General features: G+C 67.2%; 18 protein-coding genes. 7 read left to right on the top strand and 11 right to left on the bottom strand.

Going from position 1 to position 21,836, the window contains the following annotated elements; all coding sequences use genetic code 11:
• Positions 1-36 precede the first annotated feature (36 nt).
• The 3 genes from dapC to cofH all read right to left on the bottom strand — a co-directional run bounded on the left by dapC (position 37) and on the right by cofH (position 4,540).
• Positions 37-1,158 carry a succinyldiaminopimelate transaminase gene (gene dapC / locus AB4Z47_RS20570; RefSeq protein WP_441952927.1) on the bottom strand — a complete coding sequence of 374 codons (1,122 nt, stop codon included), beginning with the start codon at positions 1,156-1,158 and terminating at the stop codon, positions 37-39.
• Entirely contained in the window at positions 1,155-1,478 is a 324-nt protein-coding gene (fdxA, locus tag AB4Z47_RS20565) for a ferredoxin (protein ID WP_014987978.1), read from the bottom strand. The genes dapC and fdxA overlap by 4 nt, the downstream gene beginning before the upstream one ends.
• Positions 1,479-1,786: 308 nt before the next feature.
• Positions 1,787-4,540, bottom strand: coding sequence for a 5-amino-6-(D-ribitylamino)uracil--L-tyrosine 4-hydroxyphenyl transferase CofH (gene cofH, locus AB4Z47_RS20560; RefSeq protein ID WP_441952926.1), 2,754 nt, complete (start codon positions 4,538-4,540; stop codon positions 1,787-1,789).
• A 447-nt stretch (positions 4,541-4,987) separates the two neighbouring features.
• Between cofH and AB4Z47_RS20555 the strand changes: the two genes are divergently transcribed.
• The 3 genes from AB4Z47_RS20555 to AB4Z47_RS20545 all read left to right on the top strand — a co-directional run bounded on the left by AB4Z47_RS20555 (position 4,988) and on the right by AB4Z47_RS20545 (position 9,342).
• A complete protein-coding gene (locus tag AB4Z47_RS20555; RefSeq protein WP_441952925.1) occupies positions 4,988-5,485 on the top strand; it encodes a PH domain-containing protein in 498 nt (165 codons plus the stop codon).
• 142 nt (positions 5,486-5,627) lie between these two features.
• On the top strand, positions 5,628-7,391 hold the full coding sequence (locus tag AB4Z47_RS20550; protein WP_441952958.1) for a PH domain-containing protein: 1,764 nt from the start codon (positions 5,628-5,630) through the stop codon (positions 7,389-7,391).
• A 115-nt stretch (positions 7,392-7,506) separates the two neighbouring features.
• Positions 7,507-9,342 (top strand): APC family permease, encoded by a 1,836-nt coding sequence (locus AB4Z47_RS20545; protein ID WP_441952924.1) that lies wholly within the window; start codon positions 7,507-7,509, stop codon positions 9,340-9,342.
• Positions 9,343-9,367: 25 nt separating this feature from the next.
• Here AB4Z47_RS20545 and AB4Z47_RS20540 read toward each other — a convergent pair whose 3' ends face one another.
• The 6 genes from AB4Z47_RS20540 to typA form a co-directional block, all read right to left on the bottom strand.
• Complete coding sequence (locus AB4Z47_RS20540) at positions 9,368-9,802, bottom strand: hypothetical protein (RefSeq protein ID WP_441952923.1); 435 nt, start codon at positions 9,800-9,802, stop codon at positions 9,368-9,370.
• On the bottom strand, positions 9,799-9,957 hold the full coding sequence (locus AB4Z47_RS20535; RefSeq protein WP_441952922.1) for a hypothetical protein: 159 nt from the start codon (positions 9,955-9,957) through the stop codon (positions 9,799-9,801). The genes AB4Z47_RS20540 and AB4Z47_RS20535 overlap by 4 nt, the downstream gene beginning before the upstream one ends.
• A gap of 36 nt (positions 9,958-9,993) precedes the next feature.
• Positions 9,994-11,463: an amino acid permease gene (locus AB4Z47_RS20530; RefSeq protein ID WP_441952921.1), complete on the bottom strand. Its 1,470-nt coding sequence runs from the start codon at positions 11,461-11,463 to the stop codon at positions 9,994-9,996.
• 178 nt (positions 11,464-11,641) lie between these two features.
• The gene (mshB, locus tag AB4Z47_RS20525; RefSeq protein WP_441952920.1) at positions 11,642-12,529 is read right to left on the bottom strand and encodes an N-acetyl-1-D-myo-inositol-2-amino-2-deoxy-alpha-D-glucopyranoside deacetylase; all 888 of its coding nucleotides are present in this window, start codon (positions 12,527-12,529) and stop codon (positions 11,642-11,644) included.
• Positions 12,526-14,241 carry an ABC transporter family substrate-binding protein gene (locus AB4Z47_RS20520; RefSeq protein WP_441952957.1) on the bottom strand — a complete coding sequence of 572 codons (1,716 nt, stop codon included), beginning with the start codon at positions 14,239-14,241 and terminating at the stop codon, positions 12,526-12,528. The genes mshB and AB4Z47_RS20520 overlap by 4 nt, the downstream gene beginning before the upstream one ends.
• 1,012 nt (positions 14,242-15,253) lie before the next feature.
• Positions 15,254-17,152, bottom strand: a complete 1,899-nt coding sequence (typA, locus tag AB4Z47_RS20515) for a translational GTPase TypA (protein WP_441952919.1) — start codon at positions 17,150-17,152, stop codon at positions 15,254-15,256.
• A gap of 154 nt (positions 17,153-17,306) precedes the next feature.
• Between typA and AB4Z47_RS20510 the strand changes: the two genes are divergently transcribed.
• Together AB4Z47_RS20510 and AB4Z47_RS20505 are read left to right on the top strand one after the other, a co-directional pair.
• Entirely contained in the window at positions 17,307-17,483 is a 177-nt protein-coding gene (locus AB4Z47_RS20510; protein WP_169811008.1) for a hypothetical protein, read from the top strand.
• A 51-nt stretch (positions 17,484-17,534) separates the two neighbouring features.
• Positions 17,535-17,834 carry a 4a-hydroxytetrahydrobiopterin dehydratase gene (locus tag AB4Z47_RS20505; RefSeq protein ID WP_441952918.1) on the top strand — a complete coding sequence of 100 codons (300 nt, stop codon included), beginning with the start codon at positions 17,535-17,537 and terminating at the stop codon, positions 17,832-17,834.
• A gap of 186 nt (positions 17,835-18,020) precedes the next feature.
• Here the strand turns inward: AB4Z47_RS20505 and AB4Z47_RS20500 are convergent, their stop codons facing one another.
• The gene (locus tag AB4Z47_RS20500; protein WP_441952917.1) at positions 18,021-19,244 is read right to left on the bottom strand and encodes a mannosyltransferase; all 1,224 of its coding nucleotides are present in this window, start codon (positions 19,242-19,244) and stop codon (positions 18,021-18,023) included.
• Positions 19,245-19,562: 318 nt separating this feature from the next.
• Between AB4Z47_RS20500 and AB4Z47_RS20495 the strand changes: the two genes are divergently transcribed.
• Together AB4Z47_RS20495 and AB4Z47_RS20490 are read left to right on the top strand one after the other, a co-directional pair.
• On the top strand, positions 19,563-20,342 hold the full coding sequence (locus tag AB4Z47_RS20495; RefSeq protein WP_441952916.1) for an Rv1157c family protein: 780 nt from the start codon (positions 19,563-19,565) through the stop codon (positions 20,340-20,342).
• A gap of 60 nt (positions 20,343-20,402) precedes the next feature.
• Entirely contained in the window at positions 20,403-20,762 is a 360-nt protein-coding gene (locus AB4Z47_RS20490) for a hypothetical protein (protein WP_441952915.1), read from the top strand.
• Positions 20,763-21,024: 262 nt separating this feature from the next.
• Here AB4Z47_RS20490 and AB4Z47_RS20485 read toward each other — a convergent pair whose 3' ends face one another.
• Positions 21,025-21,741: a DUF1906 domain-containing protein gene (locus AB4Z47_RS20485; RefSeq protein ID WP_441952914.1), complete on the bottom strand. Its 717-nt coding sequence runs from the start codon at positions 21,739-21,741 to the stop codon at positions 21,025-21,027.
• Positions 21,742-21,836: the final 95 nt, after the last annotated feature.

Genomic DNA, 21,836 nt, shown 5'->3' with positions numbered 1-21,836 from the left:
TGGGGGGGAGTCAGTGGCTGTTCGTGTGCTCGGCCTTCAGCCCGCGGTGAGCCGCTCGGCGGCCGTGGCGATACGCTCGTCGGTCGCGGTCAGCGCGATCCGCACGTGCGCGCCTGAGCTGGGGCCGTAGAAGTCGCCGGGTGCGGCGAGGATACCGCGGTCGGCCAGCCAATCCAGCGTGGTCCGGCACGGCTCGCCGCGGGTCGACCACAGATACAGGCCCGCCTCCGAGTGATCGATCTGGAAACCGGCCTCCACCAGCGCCTTTCGCAACACGTCGCGGCGTGCCCGATACCGCTCGCGCTGCTGCGCCTCGTGCGCGTCGTCACTGAGCGCGGCCGTCATCGCCGCCTGGATCGGGAACGGCATCATCATGCCTGCGTGTTTGCGCACCTCGAGCAGTTCGGCGACCAGGGCGGGATCGCCCGCCACGAAACCGGCGCGGTAGCTGGCCAGGTTGGAGGTCTTGGACAGCGAATGCACCGCGAGCAGGTTGGTGTGGTCGCCGTCGGACACCTCGGGGTCCAGGAGGGATACGGCACGGCCCTCCCAGGCCAGGCCCAGGTAGCACTCGTCGGATGCCACGATCGCGCCGCGCTCACGGGCGAAGGCCACTACTTTGCGTAGGTGGTCGACACCGAGCACGCGGCCGGTCGGGTTGGACGGGGAGTTCACGAAGATCAGCGCGGGCGTCTGCGGTCCGAGCCGGGTCAGTCCGTCGGCGCGCAGCACCTGCGCGCCCGCCAGCAGCGCACCCACCTCGTAGGTGGGGTAGGCGACCTCGGGGATGACCACCAGGTCGCCCGCGCCGAAACCGAGCAGCCGGGGCATTCCCGCGATCAGCTCCTTGGTGCCGATCACGGGCAGCACCGCCGCCGGGTCGAGACCGGTGATCCCGAAACGCCGCTTCAGGGCGTCGACCGCGGCCGCCCGGAGTTCGGGTGTGCCGTGCGTGGTCGGATACCCGGGCACCTCGGCGACCGAACTCAATGCCGCCCGGATCACCGGGGCGACGGGGTCGACGGGGGTACCGACGGACAGATCGACGATCCCGCCGGGATGAGCCGCCGCCTTCACCTTCACCGAAGCGATGGTGTCCCAGGGAAAATCGGGCAGCAGACTGCTGACCCGGCCACGCGGTGACACGTCAGGTCTCATTCACTCGCCATCGGAGGCAGTTCCTTGATGAACGGCGGGTCGTAATCCACCTTGCCGACCTTCGTCGCGCCGCCCGGCGAGCCCAGCTCGTCGAAGAAGTCGACGTTGGCGTTCACGTATCCGCTCCACTGGTCGGGGGTGTCGTCTTCATAGAAGATTGCCTCCACCGGGCACACCGGCTCACATGCACCACAGTCCACGCACTCGTCGGGATGGATGTACAGCATGCGACCGCCCTCGTAGATGCAATCCACAGGGCATTCCTCGATGCATGCCTTGTCCTTCACGTCAACGCACGGTTCAGCGATGATGTACGGCACTGCCGCTCTCCTAGTCTGTCCTCGCCTGCGGGATAGTCCGCCCGCCCAAACCCTATCCCGGCACCTCACGCTACTACTGGTCGGCCTGCCCTAGTCGGTTCAGCCTGCCCTAATCGGGGTGGACCGCCATCATCGACGGGGGGCACTCCAAGGGCTCCCAGCGCAACAAGTGATTTCGTGAGCACATGGGTAACTCACCGGGTACGCCCAGAACTCGAGCGACGCTCAACGCAGGACCTGAACGCAAATCCCGCGCCACCCAACTAGTACGGCCTGAAGACCCGGAGAGGCGGAACAGCCTGTTCGCGCTATCCCACGGTCAACGGTAGTGCCGACATCTTGTGCTTCGGCACGCCATAGGTGGTGGTCCGCTCGCGGGCCGGACGCCCGATACCCGAGGCGATCTCGACCAGGTCGGCGACGGTCTTTGCCGACCCATGCTGCGAGCCGGCCATCCTGGAGATGGTTTCCTCCATCAGCGTACCGCCGAGATCGTTGGCGCCGCTGTTGAGCATGACCCTGGTACCGGTCGTGCCGAGCTTGACCCAACTGGTCTGGATGTTGTGGATTCGACCGTGCAGCATGATCCGCGAGAGTGCGTGCGCTGCCCGATTGTCCCGGTTCGTCGGCCCTGGCCGCGCGGCGCCCGCCAGATATAGCGGCGCACTCTGGTGCACGAACGGCAGCAGCACGAACTCGGTGAAACCGCCGGTCTCGTCCTGGATTCCGCACAGTACACGCAGGTGGCCGACCCAGTGCTTCGGGTTGTCCACGTGGCCGTACATCATCGTGGAGCTGGAGCGCAGACCCACCTGGTGGGCGGTGGTGATCACCTCGATCCAGGCCGAGGAGGGCAGTTTGCCCTTGGTGAGCACCCAGCGCACCTCGTCGTCCAGGATCTCCGCGGCGGTGCCGGGGATGGTGTCCAGTCCGGCTTCCTTCAGCGCGACCAACCAGTCGCGGATACTCTGCCCGCCGCGGGCGGCGCCGTTCACGATCTCCATCGGGCTGAACGCGTGCACGTGCATCGACGGCACCCGCCGCTTGACCGCCCGCACCAGATCGGCATACCCGGTGACCGGCAGGTCCGGGTCGATGCCACCCTGCATGCACACCTCGGTGGCACCGTCGACATGCGCCTCCCATGCTCGATCGGCGACTTCGTCCATGCTGAGGGTGAATGCGTCCGCATCGCCCTTGCGCTGGGCGAACGCGCAGAACCGGCAGCCGGTGTAGCAGATGTTGGTGAAGTTGATGTTCCGGTTCACCACGTAAGTGACCTCGTCACCCACGGTGTCGCGACGCAGCTGATCGGCCAGCGCGGCCACCGCGTCGAGTTCGCGACCCTCGGCCGTGGCCAAAGCCAGATACTGGGCGTCGGTCAGTCCCGCCGGATCCCGCTCGGCCGCACGCAGCGCGGCGAGCACATCGGCGTCCAGCCGCTGCGGCGTCGCGGCCGCGAGATCACGCGCCTGCTCGCGGATCGTGTCCCAGTCACCGAAAGCGCCGACGACGTCAGTTTCCGATCGGCGGTCTGCACGGGTCCCTTCGTGGTTACGCAGGCTGCCGCCTCCGGGCCCGTCGCTCACACCGCTGTGTCGATCAGCGGCGTTCGCGGGCCCTCCGTGGTCACGCAGGCTGCCGCCTCCGGGCCCGTCGCTCACACCGCTGTGACCGAGCGCGGAATCACTGCGGCTTTCGGTACTGCGGCCCTCGGTGTCGATCGAGGTGTTCAGGTCGACGCGTCCGGCCGACTCCCAGGACTCGTCCGGCTCCTGCCAGGGCAGGCCGACCGGCATCGCCTCCGGGTTCGCCAGCCCGGTCGCCGGATCGGTCAGCGCCGCGACGTGCGCGCCGATGCGCGGATCGACCCATGGGTTGCCCGCGCGCACATACTTCGGATGCGCTGAGGTCCGCTCGACCAGCTGATAGCCCGCCGCCTCGGTGATCTCGCGCAGCGTGTCCAGATTCGGCCACGGCCGCTCCGGGTTCACGTGATCCGGCGTCACCGGCGACACACCACCCCAGTCATCGATGCCCGCATCGATCAGCGCACGGCACTCGGCGTGCGATACGAGATTCGGCGGCGCCTGCACCGGCACATCTGGGCCCAGCAGGATTCGGGTGACGGCGACGGTGGCCAAGAACTCGTCGATGCCCGCGTCCGGCACGTCCCGCATCGCGGTGTCGTCCTTGGCGCGGAAGTTCTGGATGATGACTTCCTGGATGTGCCCGAAAGCCTTGTGCTGCTTACGGATCGCCATGATCGACTCGGCCCGCTCCGCCATCGTCTCGCCGATGCCGACGAGGATGCCGGTGGTGTAGGGCACGGAAAGCCGGCCCGCATCGGTGATGGCGCGCAACCGCACCGCGGGATCCTTGTCCGGGCTGCCGTAATGGCAGTTGCCCTTCTCGGTGAACAGCCGGGTGGCGGTGGTCTCGAGCATCATGCCCATCGACTGCGCCACCGGCTTGAGCCGCGAGATCTCCTCCCACGACAGCACGCCCGGGTTCAGATGCGGCAGCAGGCCGGTCTCCTCCAGCACCATGATCGACACGGCGCGCAGGTAGTCCAGCGTGGAGTCGTACCCGCGCTCGTCCAGCCACTGCGCGGCCTCCGGCCAGCGATCCTCGGGCCGGTCACCGAGCGTGAACAGCGCCTCCTTGCAACCCAATGCCGCACCTCGGCGCGCGATGTCGAGGACCTCCTCGGGCTCGAGGAACATGCCCTCGCCCGCGGCGCGCAACTTGCCCGGCACGGTGACGAACGTGCAGTAGTGACACTTGTCGCGGCAGAGGCGGGTCAGCGGGATGAAGACGTTGCGCGAATAGCTGATCGTCCTCGGACGACCCGCCGATGCCAGCCCCGCATCACGCACCCGCGCGGCGCTGTGGCACAGGTCCAACAGGTCATCGCCGGTCGCGTGCAGCAGCACCGCGGCCTCGTCCACGTTCAATGTGACACCGTCACGGGCTCGTCGCAGCGCCCGGCGCATGGCCGACGTAGTGGGCGGTGCGGACGGGACGCTCGGGTTCGGTAGGTCGGTCACGCCCTCGATCATGCGCTACACATCCGGAACTGTCTCCCTCCAGTGCTTGTGAGTGACGCGGAGCCGACGAACCACTGGGTCGACGGACCCGCTCACAACGGAGCCCGAGCGGGACGCGAGGCACCGTTGAGCGTTGACAACTGTGCGGCAGCGACGGCTATTCCGAGGGCCCCGCACCGGGTCGGCCGGAGGGCACGGTGCGGTCGGCCCTCGACACTCGGCTGGGCGAGCACTACTCCGGGGACCGTTGCCATACTGTGGCGTCGGTCGTCCGTGCCGTCCGAGGTGATCCATTCCATGCGACGAGCCCGCCTGTCAGGCAAATCCGTTGCCGTACAGCGAAACAGACATCGACGATGACGGGCAGCGCTCCCTCGCCGAGTGGGACGCACACCGCCGCGCTGACCTGTCGATGTTTGCGCGCGCCAACCAGCGCGTGGTCGTGCAACCATGGCAGTTATGTCGCAGTCGCGCACGATCATGGCCGATCCGGCCTGGCGCCCCAGCCCGAAGGCGAAGCTCCTGTGGACGGTGCAGGCCGCGCTGGCTTGGGCGGTTCCGTTCGCGGCGCAGATCATCTGGGCGTTGGTCGACTCCGGGCATCGGGGTTGGCAACTCGGGGTCTTGCTGGTAACCCTTGCGCTGGCCGCGCTGAATGTCGGCGTGGTGCCCTGGTGGCGGTACGCGGTGCACCGCTGGGAGGTCACCGACGAGGCCGTGTACACCCGGGTCGGCTGGCTCACCCAGGAGAACCGGGTTGCGCCGATCTCCCGGGTGCAGACCGTCGACACCGAACGCGGCCCGCTGGAACGCCTGCTCGGACTGGCGACGGTCACCGTGACCACCGCCTCCTCCGCGGGCGCCGTGCAGATCAGCGCCCTCGACCTCGCCGTCGCCGAGGAGACCGTGACGCGCCTGACCAGGATCGCCGCCCAGCACCGCGGGGATGCGACGTGAGCGAGGCGCAGACGTGAGCGAGCGTCAGCGAGCGAACCATGGGCACAGCCGAGCATCGCTCGGTCACGACGGAGCCGAGCGTCAGCGAGGCGCAGTCGTGACCGAGCGGACCAACCAGCCATGGCTGCGGCTGGACAAGCGGATGCTGCTGGTCCATCCGGTCACCGAGGTGGTGAAATTCATCCCGGTGCTGATCGGTTCGGTGATCCTTGGCACCAGCAGCGGCAATCACGTGTGGAGCATCATCCCGATAACGCTGATCGTGGGGTTCGCGCTCACCCGCTGGTTCACCACGACATATCGGGTCGGACCGACTCACGTCGAGCTGCGCACCGGGTTGGTGCAGCGCAAGAAGCTGTCCGTGCCGAGATCGCGGATCCGGTCGGTGGACATCGAGGCCGATCTGCTGCATCGGGTGTTGGGGCTGGCCGTGCTGGCGATCGGGACCGGGCAGCGGGCGGATTCGGGAGAGAAGTTCAAGCTCGACGCCCTCAACGCGCGGGTGGTCCCGCAGCTGCGCACAGCTCTGCTCGCGCACACCGCGGAGTCGGCGGTGCAGGGGGAGGAACGAAGCGAACTGCCGGCGAACGCGGCCGGCGGTTTCGTGACGGCAAGGACCCGTGGGCGCGAGATCGGACACTGGAAGCCGGGATGGGTGCGGTACGCGCCGCTGTCACTGACCGGGTTCGCGATCATCGCGCCGATCGTGGGCGTAGCGTTCCAGTACGGGCTCGGCGAAATGGTGTTCCGGTCGGACGCGGTGCAGAACGTGGAGAACGGCAGCGCCCTCGTGCTGGCGATTGCCGGTGCCGCGCTGTTGCTCACCGTCGTCATCGTGGTCAGCGTCTCGTCCTGCGCGCACTATCTGGCCACCTATTTCGGGCTCCGCGTCACCGACAACGGAAAGACCATGCAACTACGCCACGGTCTGTTCACCACCCGGCAGATCACGCTCGACCTGGCCCGGCTGCGCGGCGCAACAGTGAAGGAGCCGCTGCTGCTGCGCTTGGCCGGGGCCGCCGAGCTGGAGGCGATCATGACCGGCGAGAACCCGCGGCAGAAGATCCTGCCCCAGGCCCCGCGCGGCGCCGTCGAGCACACCCTGAGCCACCTGCTCGCCCCGAATGAACTGCGGGACAATGATTTTCCGACCACGTCGCAAACAACAGCAAGCGGTACACGGCAGTTCGGCTCGCCTTCGTCCGATCCGGCCACCGACGCGGAGGCACGGTCGGATGCGGCGCCGAACGCCCCGACAACCGCAGGAACGCCATCAGACAAGGCACCCAACGGTCCGACAACCGGCACAGAAGCGCAATCGAATGCCGGACCGAAGAACCCGGCGGCCGGCACGGAAGCGCTATCCGAGGCAGCACTGGACATCCCCGCACAACCCCCTTTCACCACCCGAGACGCACAATCTCACAACGCGCCCGGTAGCGCGCCGCTGATGTCGCACGGCCCTGCCGCGCGGCGCCGGCGATATACCCGCGCGCTCCTTCCGGTCGTCGTAGCGGCACTCGTGCTGATCGGCTTTTCCCTTGCGGGAATCGGCTATTCACCCTGGTGGTGGCTGGTGCCCGGCCTGCCCCTTCCGATCGCCATCGCGCTGGCGGAGGACCGCTACCGTGGTCTCGGGCACACCGTCCTGCCCCGCACGGCGACCACCCCCACCTGGTTGATCACCCGCTCCGGATCGCTCGACCGGGATCGGGACTGCTTGGAGGCGCCCGGCGTGATCGGCTGGACCGTACGGCAGACCTTCTTCCAGCGGCGCACCGGACTCGCCACGGTGGTCGCGGCGACTGCCGCGGGCAAGAAGCGCTATTCGGTGGTCGACATTCCGTTCGACGCGGCATGGGAACTCATCGAGGCCGTCACGCCGGGACGGCTCGGCACGCGCTGACCCACCGGGACGGCTCGGCACCCGCGGATCCGCCGGGGCCATGGGCACGGCCGACGCCTGGGCGACTCGGTGTCGCTGATCGATTGCTGAACCGGGTCAGCGTTCAATGAAGGTCGTGGTGACAACGACCAAGACGCACCCGCCCGAGCCACGCATCGCGGATCGCCGGATCCGGCGGACCCAGCGCGGTGACAAGTTCCGATTGACCGCCGTCGGCGGGCTGGCGGCGCTCTCGCTGGACGCGCTGTCCAGCGTGGCGTACGGCCCCGAGGCGATCGTGCTTGTGCTCGTCGCGGCGGGAGCGGCGGCCGTTTCGTGGACGCTACCGGTGGCCTGTGCGATCACCACCCTCTTGCTGGTGCTGACGCTTTCCTACCGGCAGGTGATCGCGGTGCATCCAGACGGCGGCGGCGCGTACGCGGTAGCGAAGAAGCAGCTCGGCCGGTGGGCCTCACTGCTCGCGGCCGCGAGCCTGGTGGTGGACTACGTGCTGACCGTCGCCGTGAGCCTCGCCGCGGGCGCAGCCAGCCTGGCCAGCGCGTTCCCCACGCTGGCCGACGAGTTGCTGCCGATGACGCTGATCGGGCTCGCGGCGCTGACCGTGATCAACCTGATCGGCGTGGCGGAATCGGCGAAGGTCCTGATGGGCCCGACGATCGTGTTCGTCGTCCTGATCCTCGGCGTCATCGTCGTCGGACTGCTGCGACCCGACCCGGTCGCCGTGATCGGCGTCGATCGCGGTCCGATCGATCCGGTCGAGGCGATCAGCATAGTCCTGCTGCTCAAAGCGTTCGCCGCAGGGTGTTCGTCACTGACGGGTATCGAGGCGATCGCCAACGCGGTGCCGGCGTTCCGAACGCCGGCCGTGCGCCGCGCCCAGCACACCGAGGTCGCCCTCGGCGGCCTGCTCGGCACGATGTTGCTCGGGCTCGCGCTGCTGATCCGGGAGCACCATGTGGTGCCGCGTGGGGATGTGACGATCCTCGCGCAGCTGTCAGCGGCGGCGTTCGGCACCGGCTGGCTGTTCTACGTCACCAACCTCGCGGTGACCGCGGTGCTGGTGCTCGCGGCGAACACCAGCTTCGGCGGGCTCCCCGTCCTGCTCTCGCTGCTGGCCAAGGACCGAAGGGCCCCGTCGCTGTTCGCGCTGCGTTCCGAGCGCCCGGTGTTCCGCTACGGCGTCACCGCGCTGGCGGTGCTCGCGGCCATGGTGCTCATGCTGGTCGGCGCCGAAACCCACCGCCTGCTGCCGGTTTTCGCGATCGGCGTCTTCATCGGCTTCACCGTCAGCCAGACCGGGCTGGTCCTGCACTGGCTGCGGGAACGCGGTAAGGGCTGGCTTCCGCGCGCTCTGCTCAACGGGTTCGGCGCCGCGCTCACCGCGATCGCGGGCGTGGTTCTGCTCGCGGAGAAGTTCACCGAGGGCGCCTGGCTGCTGCTGATCATCGTCCCGATGCTGGTGATCAACTTCGCGCGGACCGAGGACCACTACCGCGACGTGGCGCGGCAGCTCCGGCTCGGCCAGATCCAGCCGCGACTGGAACCGCCACCGGAGACAGCGGCGTTGGTCGTCGTCCCGGTGGTCACCATGAGCACAGTGACCTATCGCGCCCTTGAAGCCGCCCTGCGCATGCGTGGCGAGATCGTCGCCGTCGCCGCGGAAATCGAACCCGCATCGGTCAAACGCCTGAGCGCCCAGTGGAAGGAGTGGGACCCAGGGGTTCCGCTCGTCGTCCTTCCCTGCCCGCACCACAGCCTGGTGTCCACGCTCGTCGGTTACGTCCGGAAACAGACCGCGAATGGACGGCTGGTCACCGTTCTGCTCGCGCACGTGGAAGTCAACCGCTGGTGGCATCGCCCCCTGCACAATCCCCGCGGACCGGTGCTGACCGCCGCCCTGCGCGCCCGCACCGACGCCGTAGTCGCCACCCTCGCGGTCCGGCTCGGCTGAATTCCCGGAAGCCGCTGCTCAGCTCTCACAAAATACGAAACAGACCCGAGTTCACCCGGAAGTAGATGTACGCCAGGGGCGGCACCAGCCCGCAGAACAGCAGAAGCACGGTGCGCCAGTCACTGCCGAGCATGATGTCGCCGCCGGGACCGGTGCTCGCGCATATCAGGAAGCCGAGCGTCCACGCGAGCAGCGGAAGGAACATGGCCGCGGTGCGGTGGGAGACCGAGCGTGCCCCCAGGACGAGCAGGAGGTTGACCACGCCGGCTAGGACGCCGGAGAGCGGAAAGGCGATGGCTCCGAGATAGGTCGGCAGGTACAAGACCTCGAGAAACAGGGTGATCAGGGCGTTCAGAGCCAGGAGAACCAGGACCACCGGCGTCAGCGCGACCAGGATTCGACCCGCACCTGATTCCACGGCGGCGTGATCACCTGCGAAATCGTCGACCTTCGCTGTCACGGTACCGGCGGGTAGCCGAGGAGGGTCAGTAGGTAGCTTTGCATGTCGACGAAGCCGTACAGCACTGTCATATACAGGTCGTGCTGCGCCGGCCAGTGCGGCTTCATGCTGTCGACGAACGCCACAATCGCGTCCTGGAGCTGCCAGTTGTACATAGGGCCGAGTCTATTCCGGCGTTTCCATGCGCACGATCAGTTCTCGCCGTCCACCGGGATGTTCGCGACGACCGGGAACTCTCCGGTGTAGCCGGCTCGCTGCTCGGCAATTGCCAACACCCGCTTGCGGGCAGCGAACCAGCCGACGATCAGTGCCGGGATGATCAGCGCCAGGGTCGCGACTGTCCAGGTCCCCACCGGATAGTCGAATCCGGTGAGCACGACGACGAGGAGCAGGAACAGCAGGGTGAGCAGGCCGGTGTAGGGCGCGCCGAACATCCGGAACGCGGGCCGCTCGATGCGTCCCTGTGTCGACCAGCGCCAGAGCTGCAGCTGACATAGCACGATGGTGGCCCAGGACGCGACGATGCCCAGCGAGGCCATGTTCAGCACGATCTCGAAAGCACTGTCCGGGACGACGCCGTTGAGTGCGATGCCGACCAACGCGATCAGACTGGTGAGCAGGATGCCGCCGTAGGGAACTCCGTTACGGCCCATCACGCCGGTGAACTTCGGCGCGCTGCCGTTCATCGACATCGAGCGCAGGATGCGTCCGGTCGAGTACAGGCCGGCGTTCAGACTGGAGAACGCGGCGGTCAGGACGACGAGGTTCATCACGCTGCCGATGCCGGGCACGCCGAGCATGGTGAAGAAGGTGACGAACGGGCTCTCCTTGGCGGTGTACTTCGTGTACGGCAGCAGCAGCGCGAGCAGCACCAGCGAACCGACGTAGAAGACCGCGATCCGGGCGATCACCGAGTTGATGGCACGCGGCATGATCTTGGCCGGGTTCTCCGTCTCACCCGCCGCGGTGCCGACCAGTTCGACGGCGGCATAGGCGAACACGACACCGGAGACCACTACGACCAGCGGCATGATGCCGGTCGGTAGCAGGCCGCCGTGGCCGGTGATCACGCTCGGGCCGGTCGGGTTGCCCTGCACGGTGAACCGGCCGAGCAGGAAGACCGTGCCGACGATCAGGAACGCGCTGAGCGCGAACACCTTCACCAGTGCGGCCCAGAACTCCATCTCGCCGAACCACTTCACCGAGATCAGGTTGACACCGAGCACGAGGACCAGCGCGATCAGCGCGAGCACCCACTGCGGGATGTGGCCGAACCCGGACCAGTAATGGAAGTACTGTGCGATCGCGGTGGTGTCGGCGATACCGGTCATCGACCAGTTCAAGAAGTACATCCAGCCAGCCACGAACGCGGCCTTCTCGCCGAAGAATTCGCGTGCGTAGGAGACGAACGAGCCGGAAGAAGGCCGGTGCAGCACCAGCTCACCGAGCGCCCGCAGAATGAGGAAAGCGAATAACCCGCACACTCCGTAGACCAGGAACAGTCCTGGTCCGGCATTGGCGAGCCGTCCACCCGCGCCGAGGAACAAGCCGGTGCCGATGGCGCCGCCGATCGCGATCATCTGTAGCTGCCGCGGCTTGAGACTCTTGTGGTATCCGTGATCCTCGATGCTGAGGTGAGCCTTGTCGCCGACCGCTGTCATGAAGTTGAACCTTCCACATCGATATCGCGAGATCACGGGAACGGTACCCGTCGCGTGGGTCCGCCGCGACAGCAACCCGCAAAGTGCGAATCCCGCGCAGGTCAGCGGTGCTTCAGAAAGCTAGGTGGATTATCCGGAGAGAAGGTGGAACTCACGCCACTCACTCGGCGGAATTCGGTCAGTCCAAGCCCGCGAACAGGTCGTGCTCACGACTGTCGGGCCCGACCGGACCACGCCGGCCGCGCACGAGGATGAAATGCTCTTCGGGCAGCACCGGCTGAGCGACCTGGTTGGACAGTGCGAACTCGCGCCCGGACGGCGCGACGGCGACCTGGGTGGCGTGCGCCCGCAGCGCGGCGCGTTTGGCCGCAAGCACATCGGAGACATCGATCGTCGTGGTCACGGTGTGGCTCGGCACGCTCGCGAGTTCCCCGTCCGCGGGCAGCCGCCAACCAGGCGGCAGGCCGCCGGGCAACCCGTCGACCGTGCGCTTGGCCAGCGCGGCGGTGTGCAGGCGCAGGATGTCGGCGTCGGTGACGGTCCAGTAGAACTTCGGGGTGTTCCAGCCCGCGTCCGCCGCGGCGAGCACGGCGGCCGTGGTGATCTCATGGGCCCGAATGTGGTCGGGGTGGCCGTAGCCGCCGTTCGGGTCGTAGCCGACCACCACCCGCGGCCGCACTTCCAGCACCACCTCCGTGAGGGCCCGCACCGCCTCGTCGCCGGACCGCACGAACACTCTCGGTTTGTTCGCTGCGGCGGTGCCTGCCATGCCGGAATCGCGCCAGCGCCCTGCACCGCCGAGGAACCGCGGGGGCGCAGCGTGCAGGGCGGACAGCGCACGGCTCAGCTCCAGGATCCGATATCCGCCGAGCTGATCGGCGTGCTCGGCGGCCAGCTGCACCCACTCGTCACCGATCACTTCGCCCTCTTCACCGAGGGTGCAGGTCACGACGGTGACCGGCACACCATGGCGGCGATAGTGCGCGATCGTGCCTCCGGTGGTGATGGATTCGTCGTCCGGGTGGGCGTGCACCAGCAGTAGCCCGCCCGTCGCCGCGGCGGTCATGGAATTCTGCGCCACATCGAGGCGTCGCCGAAGATGCCGACCTGGATGGCGCCGCTGAGCGAGGCGCCGTCCACCCGCGGCCCGGACACCGCGACGGCGTTGTCCTGCACGATCGGCAGTACCGTGGCCATGGCCCACAGCTTGGGCTCGGCATCGGCGAGCACCCGGCCCACCTCGACACCGCGCAGCGCTTCGTCGAACGCGGGCTGCAGGGTCGGATCGCACACACCGGAGAGGTTGCTCGGCGCTCGCGCGGCGGCCTCGGCGATGGCCTGCGCGATACCGGTGAGTTCCGGCAGCGCGGGCGGTGGACAGCCGTAGCGGGAGGCCAGGACGGTCGCCGGATCGGAACCGGCGACTTCCCAGCCGACGATCGCGTCGACCGTGCCATCGATCAATTCCTTGCCGTACAACTCGTCGGCGGCGACACTGCGCACCGTCGCATCGATTCCGGCGCTACGCAATTGGTCGGCGGCGGTATTGGCCACCGCGAGCGCGGTGGCGTCCTTGTCGGCGGCGCCGATCCGCACCGAGAGCGGCTTGCCGTCCTTGCCGATCGTTCTCGGCTGCGGGGCGGGCGAGGTCGGCGACATCACCGGTGGCGGCTCCGGCGCCCGCCCGAAACCCGCGGCAGCGAGCAAAGCGAAGGCCTCGTCCGCGGACGGCCTCGGCGGAGCGGTCGGGACGTACCCGGGGTCGGACGGTGCGAGCACCTGGGCGCGGGCCGGTTCCACCCAGTTACCGGTCTGCGCACCGACCGCCGCCAGCAGCGCGGGGTCCAGCAACGCGAGCACCCCGGTCCGGACCCGCGGATCGCCGAGCTCACCTCTGCGTCCGTTGAGCACCAGTTGCAGGACCCGCGACTGCGGCATGATGGCGGTCCGCACCGACGGAATCGCACCGAGTTGAGCTCGAGTCGCCACGCCGCCGTGGACCAGCGCCATCTGGACATCGCCGGTGCGGAGCGAGCCCGCCAGCTGAGCGGTCGTGCCGCCGCGGCGCAGCAGAATCTGGCCGGGCATGGCCGGGGTGCCCCAGAAGCGGTCGTTGCGCTCCAGCAGCATCTCGTCCCGTCCGGGGTCGGCGGTTCGGATCCCGAACGGCCCTCCGGACACTCGAACGCCGCTCACCTGGCCGTTCATCCCACGGGCGAACCCACCCGGAGCATCCTTCAACAGATGCGAGGGCAGCAGATCTGTGAACAGCTCGCGCCAGCCTGGATATGGTTGCGACATCACGACGGTCACCGTCTTGCCACCAGCCGACGAGTTCACATCCGAGATGAGCCGATAGGCCGCCGGATCGACGACCCCCGGTTCCGAGATCATCTCCTGCCACAGATATCGGAAGTCCTCGGCCGCGATCGGCGCCCCGTCGGACCAGGACGCTTCGTTGCGCAGCCGATAGGTGATCGTGAACGGTTCCTGCGCGGTGACATCGGCGGAAGCCAGCAAAGACGAGTCCGGCACCCACGCCGTCGTCCCCGGCGTGGTCGGACTGGGGACCGGCCGGAACGGGCTCGGCAGTACCAGCGAGGCGATCGCCGAGGTGGCGGCCGACTGGTCGGACCGCAGATGCGGATTGAAGGCTGTTCCGATGGTGTCCAGGGCGACGACCACCGTCGTCTCCGCGGGTTTCACCGGCGTGGTCTTCGGGCTGTCGGTGCTCTCGATGGGCGGCGGGGGGTTCGCCGCGCAGCTGCTGATCAGCATCAGCACTGCCACGGTCGGCAACAACGTGCGCCACGCTGTGCGTTTTCCTGCGCCCACTTTCACGCTCGGGAACTCTACCGCACGTTCGAGTCCACGCGCAGAATCACGGCTTCGCAGCCGACGGAACCGCGATACCGGTCCGATATATATCCTTTGCCGAACAGCGCACTCACCGCAGACCGGGTTCCGCCCGGCAACTATTGCACCTTAATCCTCGGGCAAATTTTCGGCTTACTATCCAGTGCCTCATACGTTATTCGACACCCATAGATTCGCGGGAACCAAGGAGCAATGGTGGAGCGGCGCGCGCACATACCAGGCCACGCGATGATATTCAGCATCGAGCGAGTACGTCCAGATTTGCCGAACTGGAGAGAAAGTATGCATACTCGCACAGGTCGACCTCCTCGGTGATCGTCATCGCGGCCTTGTCGCGATCGGATCCCCTGCGTGAGCACAGCATTTCCTTGTTGGAACATGCCACCACATCAACCGGTCGTCGCACAATGCAAACGAAGATCTTTCATCCTGAAGGCAGCATACTGCGGTCGACATCGGGAATTCGATTTCCGATCACGGATGAGAACCTCCGACAAATTTTTGCGAAAGCAAATTCTGACTGCGCATACACCGGGCTCGACTGCATTCATCGAAAGTTATCGCGCAGCATATTTCAGATTCATGCCCATGACCCGGAGCATCTGAAACCCTCCTGGATTGTGTTACCAACCGACTCATTCGTATTTGCATGTCATGGACCGGACCATCTATTCCTGATGTTTCGACCGCCGCCATCGGATCATTCTGTCCATCACCTTTTCGGCAACGTACGATGAGGATTCTCGGAGCGCAACAAATTCCGACCCGCAATCCATACGATGGATTCGAGACCGTCCGAGACGAGGGCTCGCCAACCGCGGATCCTCGTGATCCCCGCCCTGCCCCCATCCGTGATTCGGGCAGGAAGATCCGGCGCCTCACAATGACGCCGGATTCCTTATGCGACAAGCAATTACAGCGCCGCGCGATCTCTCGCCTTGCGCCGAGACGTTTCCCGCGCGCGCTCGTTCTGGCCGAGGATCACCTTGCGCACCCGGACCACCTCCGGGGTGACCTCCACGCATTCGTCGGCGGCGCAGAACTCCATCGCGCCTTCCAGATCCAGCTGCAGCGGCTTGGCCAGGGTCTCCATCACGTCGGCGGTGGAGCTGCGCATGTTGGTCAGCTTCTTCTCGCGGGTGACGTTGATGTCGAGATCCTCGGCGCGTGGGTTGATCCCGACGACCATGCCCTCGTAGGTGTCCGCGCCCGGCTCGACGAAGAACTGGCCGCGGTCGGCCAGCTGGATCATGGCGAACGGAGTCACCGAGCCCGCGCGGTCGGAAACCAGCGAGCCGGTGTGCCTGGCCCGGATCTCACCGGCCCACGGCGCGTAGCCGTGCGAGACCGCGTTGGCGATGCCGGTGCCTCGGGTCTCGGTGAGGAAGTCGGTACGGAAGCCGATCAGACCGCGCGAGGGGACGATGAACTCCATCCGAACCCAGCCCGCGGCGTGGTTGCTCATCTGCACCATCTTGCCCTTGCGCGCGGCGAGCAACTGGGTGATGGCGCCGAGGTACTCGTCGGGGCAGTCGATGGTCAGCTCTTCGTACGGCTCGTGCACCTTGCCGTCGACCTGCTTGGTGACCACCTGCGGCTTGCCGACAGTCAGCTCGAAGCCCTCGCGGCGCATGGTCTCGACCAGGATGGCCAGCGCCAGTTCGCCGCGGCCCTGCACCTCCCAGGCATCCGGTCGACCGATGTCGAGCACGCGCAGCGACACGTTGCCGACCAATTCCTGGTCCAGCCGTGCCTTCACCATGCGCGCGGTCAGCTTGTGGCCCTGCACCCTGCCGACCAGCGGCGAGGTATTGGTGCCGATGGTGACCGAGATGGCGGGCTCGTCGACCGTGATGCGCGGCAGCGCGGCGGGCTCGTCGATGTCCGCGAGGGTGTCACCGATCATGATGTCGGGGATCCCCGCGATGGCGACGATGTCGCCTGCCACCGCGACCTCGCCTGGCTGCCGCTCCACGCCGACGGTCTGCAGCAACTCGGTGATCTTCACCTGCTTGACGCCATCCGCGTGCATCCACGCGACATTCTGGCCTTTGCGCAGCTCGCCGTTGTGGATGCGGACCAGCGCGAGGCGGCCGAGAAACGCGGAGGCATCCAGGTTGGTGACGTGTGCCTGCAGCGGCGCGGCCGGATCGCCCTTCGGCGCCGGGATGTTCTCCAGCAGCACGTCGAACAACGCGTCGAGGTTCTCCGCGTCCGGCGCGTTGCCGTTCTCCGGGCGCTCCTTGGACGCCTTGCCCTCACGGCCCGACGCGTACAGCACCGGCAGGTCGAGCGCGAGCTCGGCGGCCTCGGCGGCGGCGTCGTCCAGATCGGAGGCCAGGTCGAGCAGCAGGTCGTGGCTCTCTTCGACGACCTCCTCGATGCGGGCATCGGGACGGTCGGTCTTGTTCACGACCAAGATCACCGGCAACGACGCGGCCAGCGCCTTGCGCAACACGAACCGGGTCTGTGGCAGCGGCCCTTCGGACGCGTCGACCAGGAGCACGACGCCGTCGACCATGGACAGGCCGCGCTCCACCTCACCACCGAAGTCGGCGTGGCCCGGGGTGTCGATCACGTTGATCACGGTGACCGAGCCGTCCTGGTGGTGGCGGTGCACCGCCGTGTTCTTGGCGAGAATGGTGATGCCCTTCTCGCGTTCCAGGTCGCCGGAGTCCATCACACGATCGACGGGCTCGGCCCGCTCGGCGAAGGCGCCGGACTGGCGCAGCATGGCGTCGACCAGGGTCGTCTTGCCGTGGTCGACGTGGGCCACGATGGCGACGTTGCGAAAATCGCGTGCAGACGACACGCCTGAATCCTCCTGCTGTTAGGTGTTGGTGCCGGCCGACCCCTGCAAACAGGTGGAGAATCGAAACTCACCGGGCATTGCGGCCGGCTCCACCCTACCGGCAGCCCGGTTCCCGCTGCGTTTCAGGCTTTGTACTTAGGGTAAGCTAACTGCCGTGGGCAAGGTCAAAGCCAAGAAGGTTTCGAGCCTGAAACCGAAGAAGAAGTGCTGTCGCAAGAAGACGCGCTGCTTGAAGTGCCCGGTCGTCATCATGCGTATGAAGAAGTGCGAAGCCGCTGGTATCTGCGGTAAAGATCTGAAGAAGGCACTCAAGCAGGCCCGCGCCGCCTGACCACATCCGGTTGCCCTTTTCGATGCGGTCGGAAGCGGGTAGTAAGGAGATATGGCGCAGCAGACACTGCTCTCCGACATCGAAATCGCCGACGCGCTCACCGAGCTGACGGGCTGGGCTCGATCGGGAGACAGCCTCACCCGCACCGTCAAGGCGCCCACTTTTCCGGCGGGCATCGAGCTGGTGCGGCAGGTCGCCGAGGTTGCCGAGGAGGCGAACCACCACCCGGACATCGATATCCGTTGGCGCAAGGTCACCTTCACGCTGTCCACCCACTCGGCGGGCGGGCTCACCGCCCTGGACGTCGCGCTGGCTCGCGAGATCGATCGTCTTGTGGCGCGATCCGGCTGAGCTGTGTTTTCGGCCGCGCGGGCACGGCGGGTTCGCGGCCCAGTGGCTCGTGTCCGGGCCGCGAACGGGCAATGCTCGGTCTCGCTACGCGCGGAAACGGGGGTTGAGCCGGGATGTTACGTTGAGCTGACCCGAATGTTTTCGCGGCCCCTGAAGCTCACGCCGGCTGACCGCATTGGGCTATGTCTATGCGCCGCGTGCGGCGCCCTCGACGGTCACGCGCGCCCCCTCCTCCTTGCCTGACCGCTGGCGCCCCGACCGGATCACCCACAGATAGAACACCACGACACCGAGCACGTCGACGGCGCCGAGCCAGGCGAGCACGCCAGGACGCGAGATGGTCCAGATCGAATCCTGGAAGAACGACAGCACCCACGGCACGCCGACGAGCATGGTCACCAGCCAGTATCCCGCCATGATCCGCGCGCAGGGCGCGGCACGCAGCGGCCCGTAGACCAGCCACAGCACCGTCGGCAGCAGCCACACCCAGTGGTGGGACCACGAGATGGGCGAAACCATCAGCCCGAACAGCTGCACCACGATCAGCGTGCCGAGCCGGTCGTCGGGTCCGAGCGCGCGCCATGCCAGAAACGCCAGCGCCGCGACCACCAGCACCGCCGCGATCCACCACGGTCCGGATTCCACGTCGTCGCCGAGGATCCGGCTCAGCGCGCCGCGCAGTGACTGATTCCACACCGAGCCCACCGGCCCGATCCGGTCGGCGTCCCCGAGCAGCGTTCCGAAGTACTGCCGCGCTTCGTTGGGCGCGATCAAGAAGCTCACGCCCACCGTCGCACCGAAAACCAGCGCCGAGGTGAGCACGGTCGTCCAGCGCCGCCGCGCGACGAAATACAGCCCGGTGATCGCGGGTGTCAGCTTGATCCCGGCGACGATGCCGACCAGCCCGCCGGAGATCCACCACCGCGAACTGCGCACCGCGAGCATTCCTCCGAGCACCAGGAACACATTGACCTGTCCGTAGTCGATCGTGGTCCGCACGGGTTCCAGCCACATACCCACCGCGGTCCACGCGACCGTCGCCGCCCGCCACTGCGGCGTGTGCAGCGCCTCCGTGCCGAGCATGAGCTCGAAACTGATGTGCACAACCGCATACAGCGCTGCGGCGATGGCCAGCAGCCACGCCACCGCGACCACGGTGAATGGCAGATAGTGCAGCGGAAAGAACACCAGCGCCGCGAACGGCGGGTAGGTGAACGGCAGCGGGAAGTCCGGGGTCTTCTCCGCATAGGTGAAGTCGTAGAGGTGATCGGTCAGCAGCGCGGCCGATCCGCCGACGTAGACGTGCAGGTCGACGAGGTTCATTCCGTTCTCGGACAGCAACATCCAGAGCAACCGCGCCAGCACGGAAAGTCCGAGCACCGACACAGCCCATCGAAGGTGACGATTCAAAGCGCTGGCTTTCGGCTAGGGTGCGGTGCGTCGGTTCGGCACGCCCGGAGTTCCGGGGTCCGGCGACAGGGCGGACGGCACGATTAGATTAACCGCAGCGCACATCATCCGTTCCACCCCCGAACCATTGATAACATTTGCATCAACTTTCACACGGGCAACTCCTCGGTGCGCTAACTTTCTGCTAACACTGATCGTCCACAGCGCCTTTCGGGCACCCAGCTGTACACACAGCCGTGATGTCCCTAGAGTGACCCCCGAAACGATGGCTTTTAGCAATCGGACCCAGATGTACCCGAGGTAAGGACGGCTAGACCAGTGCTTCGCACCCGAGGATCGCGGATCGCATTGTCCGCACTCGCCATCGCGGCGAGTGCCACGCTCGCCGCGCCGACGACCGCAGTCGCGGTCCCCGCGCCCGCATCCGCGGCGACTACGAATAGCGTTCCAATGGTCCCCGAGGGCGTTCCGGTGGATGTGCTGGCCGCGCTCGCCCCCGCCATCGTGGGCTCCATCGCTGGTCCCGCCGATATCGCCGGCCCGCAGTCGGCGATTCTGGACCAGGCGCGCAGGCTGCTCGCCACGCTGAATCTGCCGCCGCAGATCAAGTCGACGCTCGAGCGGATCATCACCTTCCTCGACGGCAGCGGCGGCGGTGGCCCCGAAGTGCCGAAGGACGGTCCGACAATCGCGCAGTTCCTGTACCCGACCATCGGCAAGGGCTGCATCGGCCCGACCGCCGACTCGGTCGGTACCGCGCTGGCCGTGCCCGGCCCGGCCACCCTGCCGCCACCGGGACCGAAGGCCGGTCAGACCGGATTCGTGTTCACCGCGCTCGGCACCAAGTCGCCGACACCGGTACAGAACCCGCCCATGACGGTGCAGTGGCTGAACCTGGACACCCGCCAGGGCGGTACCCTGCCGCTGACCGACGACGCCAAGATCAACCCGGGCGGCCCGGCCACGCTGTCCGCGATCGCCGACACCGGCTCGGGCCGCGTCGTCGCGGTCATCGGCGGCTCACTGACCACCAAGGCCGACGACGCCGACCCGCGGACCTGCTCGTTCCTGCCGACGCTCGGTTTCTTCGTCGTATAAGGAAAAAGGGTCTGCCGCGATGTCGCATGAGTCTACGAAGACTGTGGTACACCCCTAACTATGGCGACCATTGATCGTTCGACACAGCCAGGTCACTCGATTCGGAGCAGGCGTTCGCACCGCTCGATTCTGTCGATCCGCTCGGAGGGTTCCATCCTGTCGATCGGCTCGGCGTACTCGATCCTATCCATCGGCAGCGTCGGCTCGATTCTGTCGATCGGCTCTGTCGGGTCGTTCGGGTCGGCGATCTCGTCGTTCTCGTTCACCAGCCTCGGTTCGGCGTTCTCCGGTCTGTCCCGGTGGTCGCTGTTCTCCTGGCTCGGTGACCACGAGGCGCCGGACAGCCGTCCGACGCTGCGGGTCGTCCCGGACGACGAGCCCGACCTACGCGTGACACCGGCCAGCCACTGCCAAACCTAGCGCACCGTCGGGGTGAGCCGATCACCCTGCTGCTCGCATCTGACGAACGACCGCGAACACTCCACATCGGCCGCCTGACGCAACCCCCTGCCGGCTCAACTCCCGCTTCCGAGCGCAGCGAGACCTAGCATTCCCCGTTCGCGGCCCGGCTCGTGTCCGAGCGGCCGATGCGTCCGCGACGAAGTCGCCAGCGTCGGCCGCTCGGACACGAGCCACCAGGGGGCCGCGAACCCGCCGCGCCCGCGCGGCCAACAAACACAGCTCACCACTGTCCGTACTCGGCGGCGAGCACGTTGTTCAGGTCGATGGCTACCCCGTCGATGGACCGCTTGTCGATTTCGCATTGGTGCAGGTGCGCCGCGGGGTGCACGAAACCTGTCGGCGTGCCCCAATCATGCTGCCAGTACCAGGAACACAGTCCCGCCGCGGTAGCGAGCCCGATGGTCGGCGCGTTCGCGTAGACGCCGGTGTTCTCTTGGCCGAGCACGGACTGCCAGCCCAGAAGATATGGCGCGATCATGGTGGCGAAGTCGACCGGCGACGGGTTGTCATCGATGGACGCGTAGATCGGCACGTCATCCGGGCCGCCCGCCGCACGGTGCAACTCGAGCCCGCGCTCCGCGTGCCTCTTCCCCGCCTCCAGTCCACCGCGCCAGTCCGCGGTCGGCCCTTTGCCGAACTGGTAGCAGGAGACGATCTTCAGACCCGCCCCGTTCAGCTGCTCGACCTCACTGGCGCGCAGCGGCTTACCCGCCATCCACTCGGCGCCAGGCCTGCGATCGGAGACGTAGCGGATCACGCCGAGGTGGCCCGCGTCCTTGATCGCCGCGGCGGAGGGAACACCGCCCGCGTAATCGATCAAGGTGCCGTGCGAGGTTCTGGTAGCGGAAGCCGGGGTTGCCGCCGCGGTCACACCGAGCGCGGCCGCCGCGGCCGCGTAAGCGAAAAGCTCGCGCCGGGACACCGAATTGGAACGCATCGTGGACTCCTTCGCGCAACCCGACATGGATGGCAGCGTGCCCGGCGCACCTTCCCCTATCCGATGTGCGCCGGGAGCCTCGAACGTGGACTCAT

This window comes from Nocardia sp. 2TAF39, assembly GCF_052114905.1.
Lineage (GTDB): Bacteria > Actinomycetota > Actinomycetes > Mycobacteriales > Mycobacteriaceae > Nocardia.
This window is presented reverse-complemented; position numbering and strand designations above follow the sequence as displayed.